Genomic DNA, 15311 nt, shown 5'->3' with positions numbered 1-15311 from the left:
CGCGTAAGCCTACAAAAACGGAGAAGCGAACGCGTTATTACGTACCCAACCCTCGATTGCGCAAGCGATTGAGCATGATGGCAACGGGAGCGATCCCGGTGGGGGCCAGTCCGATCATTGCGAAGCACCTCGAGTGCGTGACCTCGCTGGGACCCTCCACCCGCGGAATCCATCCGGGACCGTGGCGAATGAAAGCCGCACACGCAGTCCGAATGTACGGGAGCAATCGTCGCCCCGAAACCATCACTCAAACGCTTGGCAAACCGGGGGCGTCCATGTACGCAATGACGGGTTTCTTTTGGCAGGGGCTTCGCGGGCAAGCCCGCTCCCACGAAGGACGCTGCCAGAAGGGGGGCGCCCGCGGGGAGGGTGGTGTTTCGGTGCCGGCCTGGCGTTGGCAGGGGCTTCGCGTGCGTGCACGCTCCTACAGGGAGGACGGGGGCTGCGGAGCTAGAGGCCGAGGATGGCGACGGCGGTGGCGAAGTAGATGGTGATGCCGACGACGTCGACGACGGAGGTGATCAGCGGGGCGCTGGCGACGGCCGGGTCGACGCCGAAGCGGGTGAGGGTGAAGGGGAGTAGCAGGCCGAACATGGAGCCGAACAGGACGACCAGGAACATGCCCAGCGCGATGGCGTTGGCGACCTCGAGGCTGCCGAGCCAGTTGCCGGAGAGCCAGATGGCGCCGGCGAGGGTGGCACCCAGGGCGGAGGAGACGAGGATTTCCTTGCCGCCCAGGCGCCACCAGTCCTGGAGCTTGATGTCGTTGGTGGCGAGTGAGCGCACCACGAGCGTGGAGGCCTGGGCGCCGGCGTTGCCCCCGGTGGCGATTACCATGGGCAGGAAGAAGATCAGCGCGACGACGGTTTCGATGGCGGCCTCGAAGTGGGCGATGGCCATGCCGGAGAGGATGTTCACGGCAACGAGGATCACCAGCCAGCCGATGCGCTTGCGGTAGAGGAGCTGCATGCTGGCGTCGCGCAGAGAGAGCACGACGTCGCCGACCGCGGCCATGCGGTGGAAGTCCTCGGTGGTCTCCGCGCGCAGCACGTCCATTACGTCGTCGACGGTGATGATGCCGAGCAGGTGTCCGTCGTCGTCCACGACCGGGAGCACGTCCAGGTCGTAGTGGGAGATGCGGTGGGCGGCCTCTTCGCGGTCTTCCTCCGCCGCGATGCTGACGACATCTGTGTGCATGCGTTCGCGCACGCTGGTGGAGGGACGCGACAGCAGCAGTTCTTTCAGGCGCACCCAGCCGAGCAGTTCGCCGTTGGGTGTGATCACGAAGATGGTGTTGACGGTCTCGGCCAGATCGCTGTGTTCCCGCAGGTGATCCATGGCCTCGGCCACGGACCAGTCCGGCTGGACGGTCGCGAACTCGGGCGTCATCAGACGCCCGGCGCTCTCCTCCGGGTAGCCGAGCAGGGTCTCCAGGGCCTCCTGGTCGTCGTCTGGCAGGGTCTCCAGGAGGGATTCGGCCTGGTCGTCCTCTAGGCCGTCGATGACGGAGACGGCGTCGTCGTAGGACAGCGCGGCGACCAGGCGGCTGGCGTGCGCGTCGTCCAGCGCCTGGAACACCCGTGACTGATGGTCCGGTTCCAGGTGGGCGTAGATATCCGCCGTGCACTCGACGTCCAGGCGCTGGAAGAAGGCCTCCATCTGCTCGGCTGGCAGGGTCTCCAGCGCGTCGGAGAGGTCCGGCGCGGCGTAGGAGCCGCAGATGGCCTGCAGGACGTCCGCCTCCGGTTCGTCCAGGGCGTCGGCGATCACCTGCGGCAGGGTCTCGAGATCGGGTTCGGTGGCGCTCATGCGCGGGTTCTCTTACGGAGTCGCCAGGCCGAGCAGGGCTACGGCCAGCGAGAAGTAGATCAGGATACCGCCGATGTCGGCGAGCGAGGTGACCAGCGGGACGCTGGCCGTGGCCGGATCGAGGCGGAGCTTGTTCAGGACCACCGGCAGGAGCATGCCGAGGATGCTGGCCACGGTGACGATGACGGTCATGGCCAGGGCGACCAGCAGTGCGATCTCCGGACCGCCGCGCCACAGGCCGACCAGCGAGACCGCCACGCCCATGCTGACGCCCAGGGTCACGGAGACGCCCATCTCCTTGGCCCACAGCTTGAGCCAGTCGCGGGCGGTGACCTCGCCGGTGGCCATGGCACGCACCATCAGCGTGGAGCTTTGCGCGCCTGCGTTACCACCGGAGGCGATCAGCAGCGGGAGGAAGAACACGAGTACCACCACCGCTTCGATGATCTCTTCGTACTGGGAGATCATCATGGCGCCGATGGTATTGAAGGCCACCAGGCCCAGCAGCCAGCCGATCCGCTTGCGATAGAGCAGGAACGGGCTCGCCTCCTGCGGCGACAGGGGCAGGGTGCCCACCGAGCCCAGCTTGTGGAAGTCCTCGGTGGATTCGGCCTCGATCAGGTCCATTACGTCGTCCACCGTGACCACGCCCAGCAGCTCGCCGGTCTCGCCGACGACGGGAAGGGTCTCCAGGTCGTAGTGCTGGATGCGGCGGGCGGCCTCCACCGCGTCTTCGGAGACCGCGATGGTAATCGGCTCGCCCTCGTCCAGCAGATCGCGCACCGGGCTGTCGGCACTGGCGCGCAGGAAGTGGCGGATGGGGACCGCGGCCAGGAGGACCCGGTCCGGGTCGACCACGAAGATCACGTTGTTGGAGTGCTCGTCGGCATTGCGGCGGATGAACGCCAGTGCGCGCTTGAGTGTCCAGTCCGGGTCCACCGCGACCACGTCCGGCGACATCACGCGGCCGACCGAGTCTTCCGGGTAGTTGAGCTGCTTGAGCGCCCGGCGGATGGCGCGGAACGGCAGCAGGCGCAGGTAGCTGCGCAGGGTGTCCGGGTCCAGGGTCTGCAGCAGGGCGGTGAGGTCGTCCGCCTCCATCTCGGAGAGGATGAAGCGGGCATCCTCGCGCGGGGAGGCCTCCAGCAGGCGGATCTGGTGCGCGGTGTCGAGGTAGGCGAAGACATCCGCCTTGCGCCCGGGCGGGAGCAGGTTGAACACGGCGCAGAGGTCGTCATCGCCCAGCTCCATCAGCGCGTGGGCGATATCCTGCACGCGCATGTAGTCGAGCAGTTCGTGGAGCCCGTCGCGGTCGTCCAGACGCAACAGCTCCTTCAGCTCGATGATGGACTGTTCGAGGTGAAGCTCCATGCCCTTCTCCCGGCGGCATCGGGGCGCTCGGACTGGACTGTGCTCGGGCACAGACCGGCGAGGCGCCGCACGGATGCGGTGGATGGTCCAGGTTCGGGTCGGGCTGGGCCCGGCCGCTCCCGGCTCTTTGATCAAAGAGGCCTGACGGAAGCGACCGGTCGGGGAACGGGCGCTTGCCGCTAGGCGCGGATAGATCGACTTCGTGATCGACGTTTCAAGGCGTGTTCCCGCGTGTGGAGATGCTGCTTATTCTAACGGATGACGGGCCTCAATCAACCGCTTGTGCGGGGTTTTGAAACATTCATCTACTCTTCATGGTCTGCAGGGGGGCAGAGGGTGTGGGGTGTTCAATGAGGATTGTTCGCCTGCGAGCAGGCTCCTACGGGGGGCTTCCCCTGCCGGGTAGGAGCCTGCTCGCAGGCGAAGATTCGTGTGATTGAGAAGGTGTGCGATGGAGCAACAAGGCTCGGTAGAAGGCGCGGTGCTGTCGCTGACCGATGTGGCGTTTGCCTACCCCGGCGAGGGGGAGGTGCTGCATGGGGTGGATTTCGCGCTTCGCGCCGGGGAGCGGGTGGCGATCGTCGGCGAAAGCGGCAGCGGCAAGTCCACCCTGCTGCATCTCGCGGCCGGGCTGGAGGCGGCGGCGCGCGGCCAGGTGTACCTGACGGGGCAGGCGCTGGCGGGGCTGGACGAGGCGGCGCGCACGCGCCTGCGGCGGGGCCGCGTGGGGATCGTGTTCCAGTCGTTTCACCTGATTCCGACGCTGACCGTGCTGGAGAATGTGATGCTGCCACTGGAGCTGGCGACAGACTTGTCTGCCGGCGAACGCCGCGAGCGCGCCGCGGTGCAGCTGGAGGCGGTGGGGCTGGGTGACAAGAGCGGGCGGTATCCGGAGACCCTGTCCGGGGGCGAGCAACAACGCGTCGCGATCGCGCGGGCGCTGGTGCACGAACCCGCGCTGATCCTGGCGGACGAGCCCACCGGCAACCTCGACTCGCGCACTGGCGAGACGGTGTTTGCCCTGTTGCTGGAGCAGGTTCGGGCCACCGGTTGTTCGTTGCTGCTGGTGACCCACAGTCATGAACTGGCGGGTCGGCTGGACCGGGTTCTGACCATGCGCGACGGGCTCCTGCAGTCGGCCGGTTCTACGGAAGCCGCTCCCGCATGAGCCTTCTGGTCCTGCGAGCCTGGCTGCGCGACTGGCGCCGGCGGCCGCTACAGCGGTTGCTGACGCTGGTGGGGGTGATCATTGGCGTGGCCGTGGTGCTCGCGGTGGACCTGGCGAACCAGTCGGCCCAGCGGGCGTTTGACCGCTCGATGGACGAGGTTGCGGGAGCTGCGACGCACCAGGTCCTCGGGCCGGCAAGCGGGTTCGACGAGGCCTTCTACCGCGAGCTACGCATGGCCGGGTGGCGCGATACCGCTCCCATCGTGGAGGGGCCGGCCCGTTTGTCGGACGGCAGCACGATCTATGTGCTGGGCGTCGATCCGCTGGCTGAGGGGCCGTTTCGCGGCGCGGCTTCCGATATCGGCGATGCCCCGGTGCAGCGCCTGGTGACCGAGCCGGGGACGATTCTGCCGCCGGCGGGGTGGTTCCGCGATTCGGGCCGGGCTCACGAGTCGCGTGTGACGCTGGAGGCGGCGGGGGGTGCGCGCGAGGTGACGGTCATTGATCGCGCGGTCGAGCGTGACCAGGCGGACGCCGCGACCGATGAGGGTGGTGGCTCGCTATGGGTGACGGATATCGCCACGGCGCAGGGTCTGCTCGACCGGCTGGGGCGGCTGGATCGGATCGATGTACGGCTGACGGATGCCGAGGTCGATATGCTGGCCGAGGCTCTGCCCGCCGAACTGGAGCTGGTGCCGGTGGAGAGCCGGGGGCAGGCCGCGCGCGAGCTGGCGCAGGCATTTCGCACCAACCTGACGGCGATGAGCCTGCTGGCACTGCTGATCGCGGCGTTCTTGATCTACAACACGCAGACCTTTGCTGTGCTCCGGCGCCGCGAGGTGATCGCGAGTCTGCGCCTGGTCGGTGTGGGCCGGCGGGCGATCTTCGGCGTGGTGTTGCTGGAGGCGTTGCTGGTCGGCGTGATCGGGACGCTGCTGGGCGCGCTACTGGGCATTGCGCTGGCGCAGGTGCTGGTCGCGCAGGTGGCGCAGACCGTCACGGATCACTTCTTCGCGGTGGCGGTTACCGGGGTGACGCCACGCCCGTTGGCCCTGGGGGCGGTATTCCTGCTGGGAGTGGGGCTCTCGCTGTTGGCGGCGCTGGCCCCTGCCTGGGAGGCAGCGCGTGCGGGCGGCACGGGGCGCGGGGGTCTGGAGGGCCTCGCCCGTCGCTGGGCGGCATGGCTGGCTGTGCTGTCCATCGCGCTGCTGCTCGCGGGGGGGGGGGTGATCGTCACTGGCGCGGGAGCGCTGGTGGGCGGCTTCGTGGCGTTGTTCCTGTTGATTGCCGGAGTGGTGTTGCTGCTGCCCTGGGTACTGGTGTGGACGCTGCGCGGGCTGGCGGCGCTGGTTCGCGGGGTGACCCTGCCGCGCATCGCGGTGCGTAGCCTGGAGCGCAGCCTGTCGCGCAGCGCGCCTGCTACCTCGGCGCTGACCCTGGCGCTGGCGGCAGCGATCGGCGTGGCGGTGATGGTCGGCAGCTTTCGCGGCAGCGTGGAGCAGTGGCTGGGCCAGGCACTGACGTCGGATCTTTACGTGGTGCCCGCGGCGCCGGCTTCGGCGCGCGGTGGTGCGCGTCTGCCCGAGGACTGGACGGCCGACCTGGTGGCGCGCTCGGGGGCCGTGTCGGTCAGTACCGGGTCCAGTCAGGAGGTGGTCAGCGAGCGCGGCCTGGTCAATCTCTATGTGGTGCGACCGCATGCCAACTGGCTGGATTATCTGCCGCTTTTGGAGAGCACGGTGGCGCGTGAAGCGCTGGGGGAGCGGCTCGCGACGGAGGATGCGGTGCTGGTGACCGAGCCGTTTGCGGCGCACCACGACGTTCGGCCGGGGGATCGGCTGTCGCTGGCGGTGCCCGGCGGCCAGCGCCCCTTCGAAGTCCTCGGGATCTACCGTGATTACGGCAACCCGAGCGGTACTGTGCTGATGACCCAGGCGGCCTTTGTCCGGGCGGGCATGCCACCCGATGGAGTGGGGTCGTTCGGGCTGCGGCTGCCGGCGGGAGTGGATGTGGAAGCGGTCGTGGAACGCCTGGAAGCCTGGCTGGCAGAGCAGGACCGCCCAGCCCTGGTGACGCGCCCGGGCGATATCGAGCAGGAGTCGATGGCGATCTTCGACCGGACGTTTGCCATTACCCATTTGCTGCGGGTGATCACGCTGGTGGTGGCCTTCATCGCGATCCTGGGCGCGCTCATGGCATTGCAGATGGAGCGGGCGCGCGAGTTCGCCACGCTGCGCAGCCTCGGGCTGTTGCCCGGGGGCGTGCGTAGTCTGGTCGTGCTGCAGGGCGGGGTACTCGGCACGTTTGCCGCGCTGGCGGCGATCCCGCTGGGGCTGGGCATGGGCTGGCTGCTGATCGAGGTGATCAACCGCGAGGCCTTCGGATGGGGGATGGACCTGCGTCTGCCTTGGGACGAGGTGGTCGAGACCGTGCTGCTGGGGATCGGAGCGGCATTTCTGGCCTCGGCCATCCCGGCGTGGCGAATGGCGCGCATGCGGCTGGTGCCGGCCCTTAGAGAGGTGCCGTGATGGACTGGATGAGGCGTTGGTTGGGACATGTGGGAGCGGGCTTGCCCGCGAATGGGGTTTGGCAGGGTCCAGCGCGGGCAGGGGCTTCGCCTGCAAGCAGGCTCCCACTGGGGCTGCGCCTGCGGGTGGTTATGGTGCTGATGATGGTGGGGGTGTTGGGCGCCTGCGGGGGTGTGGATCCGCCCGAGACCGATGCTCCGGGGGTGACCGGATTGCGGGTGGGCGAGGCCCTGGGCGGGGAGGAGACGGACGGGTTCCGGCGTGCGGATGCGCCGCGGGTGTTCGAGTTTCCGCGTGATCACGGGCCGCACCCGGGGTTTCGCAACGAGTGGTGGTATGTGACCGGCAATCTCGACGGGCCGGAGGGCGAGCGGCTGGGCTTTCACATCACCTTCTTCCGCGTCGGGCTGGCGCCGGAGCTGGCGGGGGATGCGCACTGGCACGACTCGGCCTGGGCCAGCCCGGATATCTGGATGGCGCATACGGCGGTGATCGATCGCGAGGCCGGGCACCATGCCTCCGAGGAGCGTTTCGTACGCGACGGGGCGGGGCTGGCCGGGGCCACGGAGCCGGTCGGCCGGGTCTGGGCCGAGGGCTGGCAGCTGGCCGATCTGGACCGGGATCGCTGGACGCTGGACTTCAGCGTGGACGACTACCGGCTGGCGCTGGAACTGGAGCCCCTGCGCGGCCCGGTCCTCCAGGGCGAGGCGGGGCTCAGCCAGAAGGGCCCGGAGCCGGGCAATGCCTCCTACTACTACTCCATGCCCCGTATCGCGGTGCGCGGGGAGGTCGAGCGCGCGGAGCTCGGGCGCCTGGCGGTGACCGGTCAGGCCTGGATGGACCGCGAGTGGAGCACCAGTGCGCTGTCCGAGGATCAGGTGGGCTGGGACTGGTTCGCGTTGCAGTTCGACGACGGGCTGGACGTCATGTACTACCAGCTGCGCAAGGAGGGAGGCGAGCCGCATCCGCTGTCCAAGGGCCGCTGGATGCCGGCGGACGCCGAAGATCGGCTTCTGGAGCCCGATCAGGTCGAACTGGAGCCCCGGCGCTGGGCCACACAGCCCTCCGGCAATCGCTATCCGGTGGAGTGGGCCATGCGCATCGCGCCGCCGGACGGCTCGGCGTCACGCGAATTCACCGTGCGCGCCATCCGCGACGAACAGGAGATGGACACCGTGATCCGCTACTGGGAGGGCGCCGTGGATATCCTCGATCCGGACGGAGAGGCGATCGGGCGAGGCTTTGTGGAGCTGACGGGGTACGAGGACTAGGGCGTTTCGACCACAGAGCGCACAGAGGACACAGAGAACAGCCAGGTCAAAAGCGAAAAGCTTTCACAGGAAGATTGGAAGATCGGAAGGTTTTTTGGGTCCGGCAGTGCTGCGTCGGAGGCAGGATCAGCCCTCGCGCGCTGGGGGTGCCCGGGCGCCCCACAACAACCCTTCCTACCTTCCAATCTTCCTGTTAATCGCTTTCGACCCGGCCTCTCTCCGTGTCCTCTGTGCCCTCTGTGGTGCAACAGGGCTGCCTGCAGGCGAGGGGTGGCGCGAGGCCACCCCGGGGTTACCAGTCCATCGCCTCGTGCGGGATGTCGAGGTCGAAGTCGTCCTGAAGATGGGCGCGCAGGGCGCGTTCTTCCATCAGGCGTTCCAGGGTGCGGCGGGCGGCGTGACGCGCCGGGCCGCGGTCGTTCACGAGCTGAGTGTCGAACAGGCTGGCGATCTCGTCGGCGCCATCGGCCGCATCATCGATCGTCGGGTCCATTGTCGGGTCTCCTGACAAGCCGGCCGGGCCACCCCGGACTGCGGTATCAGAAAAGCCTTATATATCGTTTCGGCCGGCCCGCAAGCAGAAAATTCTTATTGTTCCTCGATTTCCCTTATGGAGTACGCGATCCGAACTCGAGCGGGCGCTGCTGGTCCATGGTGCACGAGTGGCGGCGTTTCCCGTCGCCGCCGAACAGTTGCGAGGGCAGGCCATGCTGATCCGCACCCGACGTCGTTCCGAGTGTTCCCGTAGCGAGATTACGCCGCCGGAGATCTACGCGCGGCGGCGCGATTTCCTGCGAACGGGGATCGGGCTGGGCGCTGGTCTGGCGCTCGGTGGGCTGGGCGCGGCGCTGCCGGCCTCCGCCGCCCTGCGGGGGTATCCGCTGGAATTCGAACCCAGCGATTTCTCGACCGACGAGTCGAAGACCTCGTACGACGAGATCACCAGTTACAACAACTTCTTCGAGATGGGCCCGGGGAAGGGGGATCCGAAGACCTACGCCGATCAGCTGAAGACCGATCCCTGGACGATCACGGTGGACGGGCTGTGCGACAACCCGGGTGAGTACGCGGTGGAGGACTTCATCAGCCCCTGGTCGCTGGAGGAGCGCATCTATCGCATGCGCTGTGTGGAAGGCTGGTCGATGGTGATCCCCTGGATCGGCTTCGAGTTGAACCGCATCATCGAGCAGGCGCAGCCGCGCGGGGGTGCGCGCTACGTGGCCTTCGAGAGTATTCACGACCCCGAAAACCTGCGGGGGCAGCGGCCCCGGCGCCGGGCCAGTTCCGGTGGTTTGCAGTGGCCCTATACCGAGGGCCTGCGCCTGGACGAGGCGATGCACCCGCTGACCATCCTCGCGGTCGGTCTGTACGACGAGGTGCTGCCCAACCAGAACGGGGCGCCGATCCGGCTGGTGGTACCGTGGAAGTACGGCTTCAAGAGCATCAAGTCCATTCAGCACATCCGCTTCGTCGAGGACCAGCCACCGACCCTGTGGAACCAGGCGCAGCCCGACGAGTACGGCTTTTACAGCAACGTGAATCCGGACGTGGATCATCCGCGCTGGTCGCAGCGCACCGAGCGCCGCATCGGCGAGTTCCGGCGCCGGCGCACGGAGATGTTCAACGGTTACGGGGACGAGGTGGCGTCGCTGTACGAGGGCATGGACCTGCGCGAGCACTTCTGACGGGATGGGGGCATGACCGCCACAACCCGTCGAGCCCGGTCCCGTCCGTCCACCGGGGTGTGGTGGGCCGTCCTGCTGGTGGCGCTTCTGCCGGCCATGTGGATCGGCTTGCGTACGCTTGGCTGGTTCGGCGGGTTGGGTGTGAACCCGATCGAGAAGCTGCTGGAGCTATCCGGCACGCACGCGATGATCGCGCTGCTGCTGGCGCTGGCGGTGACCCCGTTGCGGCAGATGACGGGCCTGGCGTGGCTCACCCGGTTGCGGCGGATGCTGGGGCTGGTCGCGTTCGGTTACGTGACCGCGCACGCCCTGATCTGGCTGGGCGTGGACCTGTTCTTCGACTGGGAACTGGTGCTCTACGACCTGACCGAGCGGCCGTTCGTGATGGTCGGCTTCGCCGCCTGGGTGATCCTGCTGGCGCTGGCGGTCACCTCCACCGATGGTGCCCAGCGCTGGCTGAGGAAGGGGTGGGTCTGGCTGCACCGCGGGGTGTATGTGGCCGGCGTGCTGGCGGTGCTGCACTTCCTTTGGCTCGCCCGGGCCGACTACGCCGAGGTGGCCCTGTACGCGGCGATCCTGGCCTTCCTGCTCGGCTGGCGCGTCGTCTACCGCTGGCAGACCCGCCGGCGCATCCATGCCCGCCGCCGCGCGCCCGCCTGAAGGTTCAGGTCAAGGGCGTTTCACAGGAAGATGGGAAGACAGGAAGGTTTTGATTGTGGGGGCCGAGATTTCGCCCACCGCGCGATGCTAGCCGCCGCGCCGGGGATGCCACCTCACCAATAACCCTTCCTAACTTCCCATCTTCCTGTTAACGCTTTTCGCCCTTACGACGTGCGCTGGTCGGCGTTGAGGGTGATGAGGAATTCGAGCAGGGCCTTCTGGGCGTGGAGGCGGTTTTCGGCCTCGTCCCAGACGACGCTCTGCGGGCCTTCCAGGACCTCGGTGGAGACCTCTTCCTCGCGGTGGGCGGGGAGACAGTGCATGAACAGGGCATCGTCATTGGCGAGCCGCATCAGGTCGGCATCGACGAAAAAGCCGGAGAAGGCCCGGCGGCGGGCGCTCTTTTCCTGTTCCTGCCCCATGCTGGCCCAGACGTCGGTGACGACCAGATCCGCACCCTCGGCGGCGGCGCGGGCATCGCGGGTCAGCTGGAAGTGTTCGCGCGTGGTATCGACCACGCTGGGCTCCGGGTCGTAGCCCTCGGGGCAGGCGGCCACCAGCTGGAAGTCCAGCAGGCGCGCGGCGTACATGTAGCTGTGGCACATGTTGTTGCCGTCGCCGATCCAGGCGACGCGCTTGCCGCGGATGTCGCCGCGATGCTCGAAGTAGGTCTGCAGGTCGGCCAGCAGCTGGGCCGGGTGCTCGAGGTCGGTCAGGCCGTTGACCACCGGCACCGTGGCGTGCTTGGCGAACAGCTCGATCTTCTCGTGTTCGTAGGTGCGGATCATCACGCAGTCGACCATGCGCGAGAGCACGCGGGCGGTGTCCTCGATCGGCTCGCCGCGTCCCAGCTGGGTGTCGCGCGGGGACAGGAACAGGGCGTTGCCGCCCAGCTGCTGCATGCCCACTTCGAACGACACGCGGGTGCGGGTGGAGGACTTCTCGAAGATCATGCCCAGCGTCTTGCCGCGCAGCAGGTCGTCGTGGTGCTCGTCGGCCTTCAGTTGCTGCTTGAGCTCGATGGCGCGCTGCAGCAGGGCCCGGGTTTCATCGCCGGAGAGATCCAGGAACGAGAGGTAGTGGCGTGGGTTCATGCGGAGACCTCGTTGGCTTGGGGTGACGCCAGGAACGCGTCCACCAGGTCGGCTACGGTTACGGCGATCTGTTCCACCTGGTCGTCGTCGATGATCAGCGGTGGCAACAGGCGAATGACCCGATCCGCGGTCACGTTCAGGATCAGCCCCCGCTCCAGCGCCGCCATGACCAGCTCGCCGGCCGGGCGGTCCAGTTCGACCCCGATCATCAGACCGCGGCCACGCACGGCGACGACGCCCGCATGGTTCGCGAGGCGGTCGTGCAGCCGTTTCAGCAGGAGCTCGCCCTGACGGGACGCCTGTTCGCACAGGGCCTCGTCCTGCATCACATCGAGTACGGCCAGCGCCGCCCGGCACACCAGCGGGTTGCCGCCAAACGTGGTGCCGTGCATGCCCGGGCAGAAGAGCTCGCGGGCGGCACCGGCCACCAGATTGGCGCCAATGGGGATGCCGTTGCCGAGACCCTTGGCCAGGCTGACCACATCCGGGGTGATGCCCTCGTGCTGGAAGGCGAACCAGTGCCCGGTACGGCCGATGCCGGCCTGGATCTCGTCCAGCATCAGCAGCCAGCCGTGCTGGTCGGCCAGTTCGCGCAGGCGGCGCAGGTAGCCGGGCGGCGGGACATGGATGCCGCCCTCGCCGGTGACCGGCTCCACCAGGATCGCGACGACGTCCGGGTCGGCCGCCAGGGCTTCGACGGCCTCGGCGTCGCCGTGGGGCACATGCACAAAGCCCGATACCAGCGGCTCGAATCCGGCCCGGACCTTCGCGTTGCCGGTGGCGGACAGGGTGGCCATGGTGCGGCCATGGAAGCTGCCCTCCATCACCACGATCTTCGGCTCTGCGATCCCGCGGGCACGGCCATGCAGGCGGGCGAGCTTGATCGCCGCCTCGTTGGCCTCGGCCCCCGAGTTGCAGAAGAAGGCGCGATCCATGCCGGACAGCGCGCACAGGCGCCGCGCCAGCTGTTCCTGCAGCGGGATGCGGTAGAGGTTGGAGGTGTGCACCAGGGTGCTGGCCTGGTCGCAGACGGCCTGGGCGACCTTGGGATGGGCGTGGCCAAGGCCACACACCGCGATCCCCGACAGGGCGTCGAGATAGCGCTTGCCGTCGGTATCCCACAGCCAGGCGCCTTCGCCGCGCTCGAAGGCAACGGGCAGGCGCTTGTAGGTGTTCTGCAGGGCGTCGCTCATGGGGTTCTCCGAAACCAAAGAGCCGGCGGAGGGCCGCCGGCTCGATGAAAGGCGCGGCCGCGTCATGCGGCCAAAGGCGCCTAGTTTAGTCCGCTTGGGACTTTACTTCATCTGCTGGGCCACAAAGTCCCAGTTCACCACGGCCCAGAAGTTCTCGAGGTACTTCGGGCGGGCGTTGCGGTAGTCGATGTAGTAGGCGTGTTCCCAGACGTCGCAGGTCAGCAGCGGGGTCTTGCCGTCGCGCAGCGGGTTCGCGGCGTTGGAGGTGTTGACGATCTCCACCGAGCCATCATTGTTCTGCACCAGCCAGGTCCAGCCGGAGCCGAAGTTGCCAACGGCGGACTCGTTGAACTTCTCCTTGAAGGCGTCGAAGGAGCCGAAGGCGCTGTTGATGGCATCGGCCAGCTTGCCCGAGGGCTCGCCGCCGGCGTTCGGGGCCATGCAGTTGAAGTAGAAGGTGTGGTTCCAGACCTGGGCGCCGTTGTTGAAGATGCCGCCGGCCGGGGCCTTCTTGATGATGTCTTCCAGCGTGGCGTTTTCGAACTCGGAGCCCGGCAGCAGGCCGTTCAGCTTGGTTACGTAGGTCGCGTGGTGCTTGTCGTGATGGTATTCCAGCGTCTCGGCGGAGATGTGCGGCTCCAGCGCGTTCTTGGCGTAGGGCAGATCGGGCAGTTCGTAGGCCATGAAAGACTCCTTGGACAGTGTCGTGAGAAACTGCTGTGGCAGCGTCCCGAAACGGGGACGCCGCATAACGGGACAACGATAGTCACGTTGCCCGGACGATGCAATTTCCGATGGTACGGGTTGGTTTTGGCCCGGGCCGTATACCCTGATGCTTCACCGACGAAAGAGGCCCATGGCAGCGACCGAGGACACGGCAGGGCAACGCGACACCCAACCGGAAAAGACCCCTCCGGTGAACTGGCGCGGGCGCATCGGTCTGTTGCTGGGGCCGGCGATCTTCGTCATCTTCCTGCTGGTGCCGGCCCCGGCGGGGTTCGATCCGGCGGCCTGGCGGGTTCTGGGCCTGACGCTGTTCATGGCGACCTGGTGGATCAGCGAGGCCCTGCCGCTGCCGGTGACGGCGCTCCTGCCGATCGCGGTCCTGCCGGTGCTCGACATCGTGCCCATGGACGAGGCCACCGCGCCGTACGCGAATCCGATCATTTTCCTGTTCATGGGCGGCTTCGCCATTGCCCTGGCCGTGCAGCGCTGGGATCTCCACCGGCGCATGGCGCTGGCGATCGTGGCGCGCGCCGGCAATCGCCTGCATGTGCTGGTGGGGGCCTTCATGCTGGCCACGGCGGGGTTGTCCATGTGGGTCAGCAATACCGCGACGGCGGCCCTGATGCTGCCGATCGCGCTCTCGGTGCTGGGGCTGATCGAGCGCGGCGCGCCGCCACAGGGGCAGGACATGGAGTCGCGACGCCCGGCCCTGGCGCTCCTGCTGGGCATCGCGTTCGCCGCGAACATCGGGGGCATGGCGACCATCATCGGTTCGCCGCCGAATGCCCTGACGGCCGCGTACCTCGGCGATCGCCACGGGATGGAGATCGGGTTCCTGGAATGGATGACCTTGGGGCTGCCGCTGGCGGCGGTGTTGCTGGCCCTTGCGTGGTGGTCGCTGACTCGCTGGGTGTTTCCGGTGCACCGGGTGGAGCTGAACGGTCTGCGCGCGCTGCTGGACGAACAGCGCGCGACCGTGGGCCCCTGGTCGGTCGCGGAAAAGCGGGTGGCCGGGGTGTTTCTGCTGGTTGCGCTGGCCTGGCTGACACGGCCGCTGCTCGAGGGCTGGCTGCCGATCTCGCTGACCGATGCCGGCATCGCGATCCTCGGGGCCGGGTTGCTGTTCTTGGTGCCGTCGGGGTCGCGCGAACAGCGCCGGCTGCTGAGCTGGGACAACACGCGCGAGCTCCCCTGGGGCGTGCTGTTGCTGGTAGGCGGGGGCTTGAGCCTGGGTGCGGCGATCGAGTCCAGCGGGCTGGCGGAGCTGGCGGCGGATGCCCTGGTGATCGCCCAGGCCTGGCCGCTGATCCTGATCATGGCCGGGGTGGCGCTCCTGACCATGACCCTGAGTCATGTGACGAGCAATACCGCCACGGCGGCCACGCTGTTGCCGCTGGTGACCGCGTTCGCGCTGAGCATGGAGGTGCCCGTACTGCTGTTGGCCCTGCCGGTGGCGTTTGCGGCATCGGTGGCCTTCATGCTGCCGGTGGCGACGCCACCCAACGCCATCGTGTTCGCCAGCAACCGGCTGCGGGTGCTGGACATGGTGCGTGGCGGGGCATTGCTCTCGGTGCTGGCGCTGGTGCTGATCAGCCTGGTGGTCTACGCGTTTGCCGAGATTCTGTTGTTGTAGCCCGTCTGAGCGCGGAGCTCGGAAGCGGCCCACCGAAGCAATCTTGTCCCCTGAGAACCTGTGGGGAAGAAAGCACTTTGGTATTCAAGTTTTAGGATTCGCCGCCGCTAGGAAGGACGACTGACCTGAATCTTGATTCTGGAGCCGGCCGTGACCGGTGCAGGAAAGGACGC

12 protein-coding genes are annotated in these 15311 nt (G+C 67.7%); 6 read left to right on the top strand and 6 right to left on the bottom strand.

The features are described from left to right. Positions 1-450 precede the first annotated feature (450 nt). Both mgtE (F627_RS0114935) and mgtE (F627_RS0114930) read right to left on the bottom strand, forming a co-directional pair. Entirely contained in the window at positions 451-1809 is a 1359-nt protein-coding gene (gene mgtE, locus F627_RS0114935) for a magnesium transporter (RefSeq protein ID WP_019584526.1), read from the bottom strand. 12 nt (positions 1810-1821) lie between these two features. Next, positions 1822-3180 carry a magnesium transporter gene (gene mgtE / locus F627_RS0114930; RefSeq protein WP_019584525.1) on the bottom strand — a complete coding sequence of 453 codons (1359 nt, stop codon included), beginning with the start codon at positions 3178-3180 and terminating at the stop codon, positions 1822-1824. 451 nt (positions 3181-3631) lie between these two features. On the opposite strand from mgtE (F627_RS0114930), the gene F627_RS0114925 reads away from it, so the two are divergent. The 3 genes from F627_RS0114925 to F627_RS0114915 all read left to right on the top strand — a co-directional run bounded on the left by F627_RS0114925 (position 3632) and on the right by F627_RS0114915 (position 8147). Then, positions 3632-4348 (top strand): ABC transporter ATP-binding protein, encoded by a 717-nt coding sequence (locus tag F627_RS0114925; RefSeq protein ID WP_018867268.1) that lies wholly within the window; start codon positions 3632-3634, stop codon positions 4346-4348. Continuing rightward, on the top strand, positions 4345-6876 hold the full coding sequence (locus F627_RS0114920) for an ABC transporter permease (protein WP_019584524.1): 2532 nt from the start codon (positions 4345-4347) through the stop codon (positions 6874-6876). The genes F627_RS0114925 and F627_RS0114920 overlap by 4 nt, the downstream gene beginning before the upstream one ends. Positions 6877-7007: 131 nt before the next feature. Further along, entirely contained in the window at positions 7008-8147 is a 1140-nt protein-coding gene (locus F627_RS0114915) for a lipocalin-like domain-containing protein (protein WP_019584523.1), read from the top strand. A 292-nt stretch (positions 8148-8439) separates the two neighbouring features. Here the strand turns inward: F627_RS0114915 and F627_RS0114910 are convergent, their stop codons facing one another. Further along, entirely contained in the window at positions 8440-8640 is a 201-nt protein-coding gene (locus F627_RS0114910) for a PA3496 family putative envelope integrity protein (protein WP_018867271.1), read from the bottom strand. A 214-nt stretch (positions 8641-8854) separates the two neighbouring features. On the opposite strand from F627_RS0114910, the gene msrP reads away from it, so the two are divergent. Together msrP and F627_RS0114900 are read left to right on the top strand one after the other, a co-directional pair. Then, the gene (gene msrP, locus F627_RS0114905) at positions 8855-9832 is read left to right on the top strand and encodes a protein-methionine-sulfoxide reductase catalytic subunit MsrP (protein WP_019592804.1); all 978 of its coding nucleotides are present in this window, start codon (positions 8855-8857) and stop codon (positions 9830-9832) included. Positions 9833-9844: 12 nt separating this feature from the next. Continuing rightward, the gene (locus tag F627_RS0114900; protein WP_019584522.1) at positions 9845-10492 is read left to right on the top strand and encodes a sulfite oxidase heme-binding subunit YedZ; all 648 of its coding nucleotides are present in this window, start codon (positions 9845-9847) and stop codon (positions 10490-10492) included. 164 nt (positions 10493-10656) lie between these two features. On the opposite strand, the gene argF is transcribed toward F627_RS0114900, so the two are convergent. The 3 genes from argF to F627_RS0114885 form a co-directional block, all read right to left on the bottom strand. Further along, positions 10657-11586 carry an ornithine carbamoyltransferase gene (gene argF / locus F627_RS0114895; protein ID WP_019584521.1) on the bottom strand — a complete coding sequence of 310 codons (930 nt, stop codon included), beginning with the start codon at positions 11584-11586 and terminating at the stop codon, positions 10657-10659. Then, complete coding sequence (locus F627_RS0114890; protein WP_019584520.1) at positions 11583-12779, bottom strand: acetylornithine transaminase; 1197 nt, start codon at positions 12777-12779, stop codon at positions 11583-11585. Before F627_RS0114890 ends, argF begins: the two co-directional genes overlap by 4 nt. A 102-nt stretch (positions 12780-12881) precedes the next feature. Next, positions 12882-13463 carry a superoxide dismutase gene (locus tag F627_RS0114885; protein ID WP_018867276.1) on the bottom strand — a complete coding sequence of 194 codons (582 nt, stop codon included), beginning with the start codon at positions 13461-13463 and terminating at the stop codon, positions 12882-12884. Between the two features lie 172 nt (positions 13464-13635). Between F627_RS0114885 and F627_RS0114880 the strand changes: the two genes are divergently transcribed. Beyond that, the gene (locus F627_RS0114880) at positions 13636-15138 is read left to right on the top strand and encodes a DASS family sodium-coupled anion symporter (protein ID WP_019584519.1); all 1503 of its coding nucleotides are present in this window, start codon (positions 13636-13638) and stop codon (positions 15136-15138) included. Positions 15139-15311: the final 173 nt, after the last annotated feature.

It is taken from the genome of Thioalkalivibrio sp. ALE16, from assembly GCF_000381305.1.
Taxonomy (GTDB): Bacteria; Pseudomonadota; Gammaproteobacteria; order Ectothiorhodospirales; family Ectothiorhodospiraceae; genus Thioalkalivibrio.
The sequence above is the reverse complement of the archived record's forward strand: the minus strand, read 5'-3'. Positions and strand labels throughout refer to the sequence as shown.